The organism is Spartinivicinus ruber, from assembly GCF_011009015.1.
Classification (GTDB): domain Bacteria; phylum Pseudomonadota; class Gammaproteobacteria; order Pseudomonadales; family Zooshikellaceae; genus Spartinivicinus; species Spartinivicinus ruber.
Genome location: NZ_CP048878.1, coordinates 4,839,529 through 4,851,077, shown reverse-complemented (window position 1 = coordinate 4,851,077; position 11,549 = coordinate 4,839,529). Strand labels below are relative to the sequence as shown.

The following is an 11,549-nucleotide window of genomic DNA, read 5'->3' as shown; positions in this document are numbered from 1 at the left end:
GGTGTATGTGGGGCTAAAAATTGAGCTTTTGGATGATTTAGTTGAGTCACACATTACTGTGATAATAGCGCCATGGCAGCTTCCATTTCATCACTCAAGTCTTCTGCTTCATTCATATCCACATTCGGATCTAAACCTAGTTTTTCAAAAGCTTTAATCGAACTCCAGTCCATTTCTGTGTAAGGATGGCCTGTACCGACCAAACTCTGTAAATTGGCGACCATAACAATATCAACGTAATCCACTTTTGGAGTATCGCGATCAAACTTGATATATTCTTCTGGCACTTTGGCTATCATGCTAGGAAAGTCCCAGGCCTCAAGAATTTTGGTCCCCAGTTTAGGGTGAGTTTTTTCAATTACATGAGCCAAGGTAATGCTATCGGGGATATTGGGTAAATTTTCTACATAAGTCAGTACAGGTAATGCGCCAATTTTATGCATGAGACCAGCTAGCATCGCTTGATCGGGCTGTAGCTTAGTATAGTGTCTGCAAAGCACATTACAGATGCCGGCTACTTCAGTACTTTTAGACCATACATCACGCATCATTTTATCAACAACATCAGAAGTAGCCTGGAACATTTGCTCCATTGCCAGCCCAGTTGCCAAGTTGGCACTGTAGGTCATACCCAGCCGGTTAACTGCCATTTGGATATTATCGATTTCGCGGCTGGTGCGCATCAGCGGAGAGTTGACAATTTTTATGATGCGAGCGGTAATTGCTGCATCATTGCTTATCACCTTTGCTAGCTCGTTAACTCCTGCATCCGGGTCTTCTGCTGTTTCTCGTACTCTCAGTGCTACTTCTGGAAGTGTTGGTAGACTTAATTCATCGTTTTTAAGAGCAGTTAAAATCTCTTCTTCAATTTTTTCTGACAGGTTAGCCATAAGGGAGTTGCCCAAGTTAATCAGTCCGGGAATAATATAGTCCGTTTATCTGGCGAACGAAATATTGCTCCCAGGCAAAGAGGTTGCCGTACCTTAATTGAATTGCGACCCCTTTCGCCTGGGGCGTAGTATCTTTTTAGACAGTATAGGGCAAATCCAGTAATGTCACTTTTTCATTTGGCTGATTGGCAAAATATAAATCATTTGCAGTAACGGCTTTATCCTGCAATACCGCTAGGGCTTGGTATTGGTTGTCGGCTACTTTGGTGTCATTAATTAAATGGCCAACACTTGCTGTATGTGAGTGGGATCGCAGGGGGGTCATGCTCTTAATAGGCTGGTCAGCTTGATATTGAATGCGATACAGGTGATTTTTTTGTTTCCCTAAATATTGCATGCGTGCAACGATTTCTTGACCTGTATAGCAACCCTTTTTAAAGCTTATGCCACCAGTTGCCTGCATATTAAATTGTTGAGGAATAAATTCCAGGCGAGTTTCTTTATTCAACCAGGCTAATCCGGACTGGATGTCTTGTAATTGCCATTGGCTGTAGTTGGCTGGGTTCACCTCATTAGGTAAGTTTTCCCATAACTTAATTGCAGTTGCTTCGGTTAGCCAAGCTTGATAACAAAAAGGCTGATTGGGTAGCTGGCAAATTACTTGGTTATCAAAAGTCAGGCTTGTTCCGGCTTCGGGTATCGGTAATTGTTGGCTATTCAAAAGCTCGGAAATAGCTGGGCCTGAAAAGCCAAGTTTTACATATTGATCCGTTAGATTAGTCATTTCTGCCTTAAAAAAAGCACAGTATTTTTTTAGCTCATCAGTCATTGGGTTGACTAAGTGACGATCCATTATCAGCCAAAAACGGTCAGGTAGTCGGTGTATATAAAAGTTGGCAAGCATTCTTCCTTTGTTATTACAGCATGCGCCCAACGCTAGGGTATTTACAGTCAGAGCTTTTACATCACAGGTCAGCTGTCCTTGTAAAAACTGCTCAGCGCCTTCTCCTGTGACCTGCAAAATACCTAGTGGCTCTAGGTCACTAACGATCGATTGTTGGGATGCACTTGCTGGCTTGAAAGTATTTTGAAAACTTATCAATTGATGATCATCAAAGGTTGCACCTTGTTTAATAAGAAATGATTGCCATGTGGTTATCATGTCGAACTTTTAACCTGTTGTTGATGATAAAATTGTTAATGGTAAAAGAGAAAGCGACTGACATATTACTGAGATTATCACTATCAATAAATGCGTAATTTGTGAAGGACGCTTATAATGCCAGAGGGGTGGAAACATACCCTTATCTCAAAGTAGTAGAGGCTTGTTATGAAATCACAAACTGAACTCAATCGGTTATTTTGGCATAGTCGGCGTGGTATGTTGGAGCTGGATGTACTGTTAGTGCCTTTTTTAAAAGAAGCTTATCTGCAGCTGAGCCCGGAAGATAAAGCCCGCTATGAAAAACTGCTGAGCTGTGAGGATCAGGATATGTTTGGCTGGTTTATGCAAAAGAACCGTCCAGACGATCCAGATTTGGCTCGTATCGTCAATATTATTCTGGAGCGGGTGCAACCCCGAGACTAATGCTAGATCCTGCTCGCCAGCTGAGTTTAACAGTTGGCTCTTCAAAAAGTTTATGCATGTATATTGTCTGCTTGTATACAGGACTTGCCATTTTGCTTTGCTGGCTGGCCAATATTCACCTGTTGTATAAGTTAGTAATGGTTGGAGGGTTATTAGGAGTTGGTTGCTATCAGTTGTTTTTATATGGGCTAAAACGGTTACCGGGCAGTACTGTTGAGTTGAGAAGGCTAGATTTAACTCAATGGCAACTAATAGCGAACAACCAAACCGCTTTTCAAGGAGAGTTGGCAGATGACTGTTTTATCACGCTTCCTTTAACCATTGTTCGAATTAAGCTGGGCAAACTACTAAGACATTCTTTGGTTATTACACCTGACTCTGTAGATAAAGATGCTTATCGTCGCTTGCGGGTAATTTTAAGCCATGATTTTGCTACTGAGCCAGATAACAGCATTCTTTAATCGTTAAACAGCACTAAAAATTGGCTCCTAAAAAGCTTTCAGGGGTTAAGACCGTGTCAGTGGCAACGGGCAGTTGTTCTGGGTAATCAAGCGTATAGTGTAATCCCCGGCTCTCTTTACGTTGCAATGCTGACTGAATAATTAAGTCTGCCACTACAGCCAAGTTGCGCAACTCAATTAAGTCATTACTGACTTTGTAGTTGCTATAAAATTCATAAATCTCTTGTTGTAATAGGTCAATGCGGTGCTTGGCTCTTTGTAGGCGTTTATTGGTTCTAACAATACCCACATAGTCCCACATAAAACGTCGTAGCTCTTCCCAGTTGTGGGCAATAATGATGTCCTCATCAGAGTCTGTCACCTGGCTTTCATCCCATTCAGGTACCGCAGGTGTTGTTTGGGTATTGGGTAGTTTTAATAAAATATCTGCGGCGGCTGAGCGGCCATAAACAATGCACTCAAGCAGAGAGTTGCTTGCTAAACGGTTTGCGCCGTGTAACCCAGTAAAACTGGACTCACCTATGGCATAAAGGTTGGGAACATCGGTTTGGCCATACTGGTCGACTAAGACTCCACCGCAGGTGTAGTGAGCTGCAGGCACTACTGGAATGGGGTCTTTGGTGATATCAATACCAAAGCTGGCACAACGTTGTAATATGGTTGGGAAGTGTTGCTCGATAAATCGGATTGACTTATGACTGATGTCCAAAAAAACACAGTCTAAGCCCAAGCGTTTCATTTCATGGTCGATGCCTCGCGCCACAATATCTCGCGGAGCAAGTTCACCACGGGGATCAAATTGATCCATAAAGCGCTCACCACTTGGTAGCAGGAGTTTACCTCCTTCTCCTCGTACTGCTTCAGAAATTAAAAAAGACTTTGCATGGGGATGGAATAAACAGGTTGGGTGAAACTGATTGAACTCCATATTAGCGACTCGGCAACCTGCTCGCCAAGCCATTGCAATGCCATCACCAGAAGCCCCATCCTGATTACTGGTGTACAGATAAACTTTGCTGGCCCCCCCCGTCGCAAGTACTGTAAATTTTGCTTGAAATAATTCCACTTGGTCTGTGTTGAGGTTGAGTACATATGCACCTATACAACAGTTGTGGCCTTGGCCAAATTTTTTGCTATTGATTAAATCAACAGCAACCCGCTGATCGAGTAAGGTGATATTGGGATGTGTCTGGGCTTTTTTTATAAGAGTTTCAAAAATTGCTTGACCAGTGGCATCGGCGGCATGGATAACCCTTCGATGACTATGCCCACCTTCTTTGGTTAGATGGAAACCATTATTGCTTTTTTTATCTTTGGTAAAAGGTACACCACTATCAATAAGCCATTGAATGCTTTCTTGGCTATTACTGACAGTGTATTTCACTGCATCTAGGTGACACAGTCCAGCCCCTGCCTTTTCAGTATCGTTAATATGCGCTTCTATGGTATCGTCGCTGTCTATTACTGCAGCAACGCCACCTTGAGCCCAGTAAGTTGAGCCAGCAGCAAGATCTGCTTTGCTTAATACAGCAACGCTGGCTTGTTCAGCCAAGTGAAGGGCTAGAGTTAAACCTGCTGCACCGCTTCCAATAATGAGGACATCAAAATGGTGGGCTGTTTTCATAGGGTGGGAGCTAACCAATCGGCATTTAACGAAAGCGCTAGTATAACTGCATTACCTTCACTGGAGCTAGCATGTTAACGACATCAAAACTGTTAATTAGATAGCGTAACTATTGTGGTACTAATCAATCGTTTTTGTGAAAGGACTTGAAGTTCTGAAAGGAACTTAAGCCGATTGAGTGAATCAATTATCCGTCGGGAAATAGAAAGTTGTTTTCTATTAAAAGGCTGCAACTGTTGTTATTTGGATTTAACTAAGCAGATAATGACCAATAAGTAAACAGCAGGTGGTCAAGCAGATAACTGAGCAGTTTTAAGGTAGTTGAGTAGTGTTAATTGGATGAGTTGGTTCATTAAATCCTGCGTGGCATGGTTAGATGACTTATCCTAAAAAGCAGAGAACTTTTGTTATTGAGTATGGTCTACACAACAGAACAAAATGTGATGCTTCGGCAACTCCCACAGGGCTTTCAGTTGCAACTGCAGTCTTTAGCCAGTGAACTGGGGAGGTGGCGATGGTAAGTGCGCAAGACTCAGATCAACGATTAGTTGAGCGAGTGCAAAAGGGGGATAAGCGTGCTTTTGATATGTTGGTAATGAAATACCAACACAAAATCCTGGGGCTGGTTAGTCGTTACATTCATGACCACCAGGAAGTTCAGGATGTTGCTCAAGAAGCGTTTATCAAAGCTTACCGGGCACTTGATAAATTTAGAGGAGACAGCGCATTTTATACATGGCTGTATCGAATTGCGATAAATACAGCGAAGAATCACTTAGTGTCTAAAGGGCGACGTCCACCTGATACTGACGTTGATACTGAAGATGCTGAATACTTTGAAGGGCAAAATCCCCTCAAGGATATTGAGTCACCAGAAAATCGGCTTTTTCGTGATGAAGTAGAAAAAGTGGTTTATAAGGCAATTGCGGGCTTGCCTGATGACCTGAGAACAGCGGTGACATTACGCGAATTTGATGGTCTGAGTTATGAAGAAATTGCGGAAGTTATGCAGTGCCCAGTAGGTACTGTTCGGTCACGTATTTTTCGTGCCAGGGAAGCAATTGATAAACAGATCAGACCATTAATAAACCAGGCTTAATTTTTGATAATAGGTTATTGGATTATTGAAATTAAGCTACTTAAAGTTAGGCATGAAAGAGAACAAAATGCGACAAAAATATAGCCATTCTTGTGAGGTGCCTCATGAATCAAGATGAACGTTTGTGCGAGTCGTTGTCCGCATTCATCGACGGTGAGGCCAGTGAACTAGAAATACATCGGCTGTTGAAACAGTCACAAGACGATGATGGCGTTAGGCAAACATCATTTCGATATCACCTAATTGGTGAGGCCATGCGGCATGAAACTCATCAGTTTTCCGCTATTGATATTTCTTCAGCAGTGAGTACCGCAATAAAGGAGGAGCCAGCTTTACAAGTTAGCTCTGGCAATGGAGCTGAAAAATCTGCTGTGGGGCGTTGGCTACAACCTTTAGCTAGTGTTGCTGTTGCTGCTTCAGTTGCCTTTGCTGTGGTTGTAGGTGTACAGGTGTTTCAAACTGAACAGGTAAATCAGCCCGGACAACAGCTGGCTGCAACTACTGATCAGGAACGAGCGGCTGAAACCAATGCGAAATATGCTGGTGCGGGAGCTAATCCACTTTCACAACTAGCTTCTTATCCTGAAGGTGCAGCACCGGTTGCAGCTACCCAGACAGCACCTGCAAACTCGCTTCGTTTGCTTCAGCCTCAGGCAGTTGATCAGGCAACTCAAACACGTATTCAGTCCTATTTGATGCAACATGCTGAGCACTCAGCCCTTACTAATGGTCAAGGTATTTTACCCTTCGCTCGGGTAAATAAGTTTGAGACGCAGTAGTATGAAAAAGCGAAGTTGGAGTCGGGCTACCTCGTTACTGGCTTTTTCACTATTTATTGGTTCAAGTGCTCATATCTCAGCGGAAACAGACCTTGCAGCTGTGCAGTTGCTGAAAGGAATGAATAAGGCCTTTCGTGAACTAAACTATGAAGGCCAATTTATTTATCAGCATAGCCAAGGCTTAAATAGTGTTGCTATTAGTCACTCTGTGGCAGATGGTCAGGAAAGAGAGCGACTCGTTTTTCTGGATGGACCTAAACGGGAAGTGGTTCGAGATGGCAGTAAGGTAGTTTGTATTAATGCTGATAATGAAGTGATTCGCTTTGATCGTGGTGACTCCTCACTTGCTTTTGGTAGGATGCTAAGTGATAACCCCGGTAAGTTAGCTGAGCATTACAGTTTAGAGATAGCCGGTAAAGGCCGAGTAGCTGATCGTGAAGCAATTATATTGTTAGTGAAACCAAAGGATAAGTATCGCTATGGCTACCAAATCTGGCTGGATGAGGCTTCATCCTTACTGCTTAAACTGGTTTTGCTTAACCACAAAGGCGAAATGCTAGAGCGGCTTCAGTTTACTTCTCTTGAAATTGGTCATGAAATACCTGAAACCAAACTGGTTACTTCATTAAAGGGTGAAGTGAAATCTGAAAAAGTCATTGTATCTAAGGCTTACGATAAAACTAATGCTAGTCCTAGTGATAACGAAAGCTGGTACGTTAACTGGGTTCCCTCTGGGTTTGAGTTATTTCGTCGAGATCAACAGCATAGTCCTGTTACTAAAAAGGCGGTTGAGTCACTAATGTATACTGATGGGTTAGCAGGGTTTTCTATTTTTGTTGAAGCAAAACCAACTAATGCAATATCAGTCATCACGCGAGAAGGTGCGATTACTGCTTTTACTAAAGTGTTGGCATTTGAGCAAGGTGAGTTTTTGATTACAGTTGTAGGTGAGCTTCCTTTAGTTGCAGCAGAGCGTATAGCGATGTCAGTCAAACTGCAAAAAGGGAGTGCAGTTTCTATAAGTCAGTAGCTGTCTAACCTATAGCAGATGACACTTGTTTTTCTTAGTTTGGCTATTGCGGACACTGTATTAAGTATATTAATTTAAAAAATTATTACTTTAAGAATTGTTGGTTTAGCTATTAATGGTTGAAGAGCACGGAATTGTAACGGCTATTGATAATGATGGCCGAGCTTGGGTTGAAACAAATCGGCAATCAGTTTGTGGTCAATGTTCTGCAAATAAAGGTTGTGGTCATCAGTTACTGAACAAGCTGCAATCATCTAGGCAGGCAGCTATTGTTGCTTCAGTTAAAGTGCGAAGCCAGTATTCCTTACAGGTGGGTGACACGGTTGTTATTGGGATTCCTGAAAATACCTTAGTGAAAGGATCCTTGCTGGTTTACCTGCTGCCTTTAGTATTTATGCTATTTATCTGCTGGCTACTAAAATGGCAGGGTTATCAAGAGCAGGTAACAATACTGCTGGGTTTTGTTAGCTTGTTTTCAAGCTTTTATTTGCTACGTAATATTATTAATAAATCATCTTTCCAACAGTCACTGGAGCCTTGTGTGCTAAAGGTTTTAGTGCCGATTCAAAACACTGAAACAACAATAGTGACTTCCTTATAAAGCTAACACTCTAAGACATAGGTTAATAATAAACTCTTAGTGAAGGGATTAAGTTTTTTATGAATATGAGATTTTGGCTTAAACAATCAACTGCAATTTTTGCCTTATTAATGACAATGCAGTTAACAGCTTTTGCGAAGTCTTTGCCTGAATTTACTGAATTAGTAGAAGAAGCATCGCCAGCGGTTGTTAATATTAGTACCTTACAATTACCTAAGCGGAATCGAATGAACCGCTACTATTTTCCTGATGATGATATACCTGATATTTTTCAAGAGTTTTTTGGTCGACCTCATCCGCAACGCCCAGAGTCTGGAGGAAAACCAAGGCCACAGTCCTTAGGGTCTGGTTTTATTATATCTGAAGATGGTTATATTTTAACAAATAACCATGTGGTTAAGGGAGCAGACCAAATTGTTGTTCGCTTAAGTGACCGTAGGGAGCTAGAAGCAGAGTTAGTGGGCTCAGATAAGCGTTCTGATTTAGCGCTGCTGAAAATCAAGGCTAAAAATTTACCAACAGTAAAACTGGGTTCTACAGATAACTTAAAGCCAGGGCAATGGGTTGCTGCCATCGGATCCCCTTTTGGTTTTGATTATTCCGTCACAGCGGGCATTATCAGTGCTATTAATCGAAGCTTGCCAAGTGAAAATTATGTTCCTTTTATCCAAACAGATGTAGCTATTAATCCTGGTAATTCAGGTGGTCCTTTATTTGATATGGACGGAAAAGTAATTGGCGTGAACTCACAGATTTTTACGCGATCTGGTGGCTTCATGGGGCTGTCGTTTGCCATTCCTATTGACGTAGTCATGAATGTGGTTTCTCAGTTAAAAGATAAGGGCTATGTTAGTCGGGGCTGGTTAGGTGTTTATATTCAGGATGTGAATAAAGATTTGGCAGAGTCGTTTGGTTTAGATAAACCTCATGGTGCATTAGTGGCTGAAGTGATGCCCAAAGGCCCTGCAGATGAAGCTGGGTTTAAGCCTGGCGACATTATTACTCAATTTGGTGGCAGAGAAATTGATGTCTCTGCAGATCTGCCACATGCAGTGGGCCAGACGCCAGTAGGAAAAAAAGTAGCGGTAGACGTGGTGCGTCAAGGTGAAAAGATAATCCTTGATGTCACTATTGGTGAATTACCAGATGAAAAGAATAGAACCCGAGCCTCTTCTAAAACCCCTAAATCAAATGACCGGTTAGGCTTACAGGTAGAAGAGCTAACTGATGAACAAAAGCGGAAATATGAGGTTAACAACGGCGTGTTTGTTACGGGCGTTATGGTTGGTCCTGCTAGCTCAGTAGGTATCCGTCGTGGTGATATCATTACAGACTTACATAATCAGCCAATAAACTCTGTTAATGACTTTAAACAGGTAGTGGCTAAGTTACCTGCTAATCGCTCAATTTCGATGCGTCTGGTAAGAAACGGTCGACCTGGCTATATCACTTTTAAATTAACTGAGTAGTCAAACGCCAACAGTCCCAGGGCTGCTAGGACAATTCTGTTGTTCTGGCAGCCTATATCTCATGCTGTTACATGACAGCCTTGCCATTAATGGGCTAAACTACCCGCCAAATTAACCGCTGAGTAATCAGCTTTGCCTGTTATAACTACTTAGTAATGCAGCCTTTTTTCAGGATGCATCATTAGCATTATGTGTAGATTACATCGTGAGTGATTTAAGTCATATTCGTAACTTTTCTATCATTGCCCATATCGACCATGGAAAATCCACCATAGCAGATCGCTTTATCCAGCTATGTGGTGGGCTTACTGAGCGAGAAATGGCTGAGCAAGTGCTTGACTCAATGGAGTTGGAACGCGAGCGGGGCATTACTATAAAAGCGCAAAGTGTCACCTTGTCTTACCAGGCAAAGGATGGCAAAAGCTACCAGCTCAATTTTATTGATACGCCAGGCCATGTCGACTTCTCCTATGAAGTCTCCCGCTCACTGTCAGCTTGTGAAGGCGCTTTGCTGGTTGTCGATGCAGCCCAAGGTGTTGAAGCACAGTCGGTTGCTAATTGCTATACCGCGATAGAGCAGGGACTCGAAGTGGTACCAGTATTAAATAAAATGGATTTACCTCAAGCTGAGCCAGAACGAGTTGCGCAAGAGATAGAAGACATTATTGGTATTGATGCCACTGATGCTGTGCGCTGTAGTGCGAAAAGTGGTCTAGGAATAGAAGATGTACTAGAGCGCTTGGTAGAGCTGGTGCCAGCCCCTGAAGGTGATGTTGATGCACCATTGCAGGCACTGATCATTGACTCCTGGTTTGATAATTACTTGGGTATTGTATCGTTAGTCAGGGTCAAACAGGGCCAGCTGAAAAAAGGCGATAAAATGCTGGTTAAATCAACAGGTGCTAGTCATGTTGTTGATGATGTTGGTATTTTTACTCCTAAGCGTACAGCTACGGGAGTATTAAAAGCAGGTGAAGTAGGGTATGTAGTCGCTGGGATTAAAGATATTCAGGGTGCCCCAGTTGGTGATACTCTCACCTTGGTTAAAACCCCTGAAGTGGATCCACTGCCAGGCTTTCAAAAAGTAAAACCACAAGTGTATGCTGGGCTATTTCCTATTGTATCAGAAGACTATGAATCATTTAGAGATGCGCTGGCTAAGCTGACATTAAATGATGCCTCGTTATTTTATGAACCAGAAACATCTGATGCATTAGGCTTCGGCTTCCGCTGCGGATTCTTGGGTATGCTCCATATGGAAATTATTCAGGAGCGGCTTGAGCGGGAATATAATCTTGATCTAATTACAACAGCACCCACAGTAATCTATGAGCTGAAAATGAAAGATGGCTCAGTAGTTATGGTGGATAACCCATCGAAACTACCTGACCCTTCCAATATTGAGGAAATGCGTGAACCAATTGTGGTCGCCAATATTTTAGTGCCGCAAGACTATTTAGGAAATGTAATAACCCTGTGTGTTGAAAAACGGGGTGTGCAAAAAGATATGCAGTTTGTTGGTGGACAAGTGTCGTTAACTTATGAGCTGCCGATGAGTGAAGTGGTATTAGACTTCTTTGACCGTTTGAAGTCTGTAAGCCGTGGCTTTGCTTCATTAGACTATACTTTCGATCGTTTTGAAGCATCGAGTTTGGTTAAGCTGGACATTTTAATCAATGGCGAAAAAGTAGATGCTTTAGCCCTGATTGTACATAAAGACCACTCCATGCGACGGGGGCGAGAGTTATGTGAAAAAATGAAGGAAATTATTCCGCGACAAATGTTTGATGTCGCTATTCAAGCCGCTATTGGTGGACATATTATTTCACGGCAAACGGTTAAAGCCTTACGTAAAAATGTGACTGCTAAGTGTTATGGTGGTGACGTCACCCGTAAACGTAAACTGCTTGAAAAACAAAAAGCAGGTAAAAAGCGAATGAAACAGGTTGGTAAGGTAGAAATTCCCCAAGATGCCTTTCTGGCAGTGTTAAAAGTTGATAAGTAGGAT

11 protein-coding genes are annotated in these 11,549 nt (G+C 42.3%); 8 read left to right on the top strand and 3 right to left on the bottom strand.

Features of this window, described 5'->3' with window-relative positions; all coding sequences use genetic code 11:
- Window positions 1-53 precede the first annotated feature (53 nt).
- Entirely contained in the window at window positions 54-890 is an 837-nt protein-coding gene (locus G4Y78_RS22080) for an HDOD domain-containing protein (RefSeq protein WP_163835057.1), read from the bottom strand.
- Between the two features lie 136 nt (window positions 891-1,026).
- Complete coding sequence (ygfZ, locus tag G4Y78_RS22075) at window positions 1,027-2,052, bottom strand: CAF17-like 4Fe-4S cluster assembly/insertion protein YgfZ (protein WP_163835056.1); 1,026 nt, start codon at window positions 2,050-2,052, stop codon at window positions 1,027-1,029.
- 168 nt (window positions 2,053-2,220) lie between these two features.
- Between ygfZ and G4Y78_RS22070 the strand changes: the two genes are divergently transcribed.
- Together G4Y78_RS22070 and G4Y78_RS22065 are read left to right on the top strand one after the other, a co-directional pair.
- A complete protein-coding gene (locus tag G4Y78_RS22070) occupies window positions 2,221-2,478 on the top strand; it encodes an FAD assembly factor SdhE (protein WP_163835055.1) in 258 nt (85 codons plus the stop codon).
- The gene (locus G4Y78_RS22065; protein WP_163835054.1) at window positions 2,478-2,939 is read left to right on the top strand and encodes a protein YgfX; all 462 of its coding nucleotides are present in this window, start codon (window positions 2,478-2,480) and stop codon (window positions 2,937-2,939) included. Before G4Y78_RS22070 ends, G4Y78_RS22065 begins: the two co-directional genes overlap by 1 nt.
- A gap of 13 nt (window positions 2,940-2,952) precedes the next feature.
- On the opposite strand, the gene nadB is transcribed toward G4Y78_RS22065, so the two are convergent.
- Window positions 2,953-4,563: an L-aspartate oxidase gene (gene nadB, locus G4Y78_RS22060; RefSeq protein WP_163835053.1), complete on the bottom strand. Its 1,611-nt coding sequence runs from the start codon at window positions 4,561-4,563 to the stop codon at window positions 2,953-2,955.
- Between the two features lie 514 nt (window positions 4,564-5,077).
- On the opposite strand from nadB, the gene rpoE reads away from it, so the two are divergent.
- The 6 genes from rpoE (at window position 5,078) to lepA (ending at window position 11,546) form a co-directional block, all read left to right on the top strand.
- Window positions 5,078-5,662, top strand: coding sequence for an RNA polymerase sigma factor RpoE (rpoE, locus tag G4Y78_RS22055; RefSeq protein ID WP_163835052.1), 585 nt, complete (start codon window positions 5,078-5,080; stop codon window positions 5,660-5,662).
- A gap of 104 nt (window positions 5,663-5,766) precedes the next feature.
- Window positions 5,767-6,441 carry a sigma-E factor negative regulatory protein gene (locus tag G4Y78_RS22050; RefSeq protein WP_163835051.1) on the top strand — a complete coding sequence of 225 codons (675 nt, stop codon included), beginning with the start codon at window positions 5,767-5,769 and terminating at the stop codon, window positions 6,439-6,441.
- Between the two features lies 1 nt (window position 6,442).
- Window positions 6,443-7,471 (top strand): MucB/RseB C-terminal domain-containing protein, encoded by a 1,029-nt coding sequence (locus G4Y78_RS22045; protein WP_163835050.1) that lies wholly within the window; start codon window positions 6,443-6,445, stop codon window positions 7,469-7,471.
- Window positions 7,472-7,586: 115 nt separating this feature from the next.
- Complete coding sequence (locus G4Y78_RS22040; RefSeq protein WP_163835049.1) at window positions 7,587-8,072, top strand: SoxR reducing system RseC family protein; 486 nt, start codon at window positions 7,587-7,589, stop codon at window positions 8,070-8,072.
- A gap of 59 nt (window positions 8,073-8,131) precedes the next feature.
- Window positions 8,132-9,541: a DegQ family serine endoprotease gene (locus G4Y78_RS22035; protein ID WP_163835048.1), complete on the top strand. Its 1,410-nt coding sequence runs from the start codon at window positions 8,132-8,134 to the stop codon at window positions 9,539-9,541.
- Between the two features lie 205 nt (window positions 9,542-9,746).
- A complete protein-coding gene (gene lepA / locus G4Y78_RS22030; protein WP_163835047.1) occupies window positions 9,747-11,546 on the top strand; it encodes a translation elongation factor 4 in 1,800 nt (599 codons plus the stop codon).
- The last annotated feature ends 3 nt before the right edge of the window (window positions 11,547-11,549 follow it).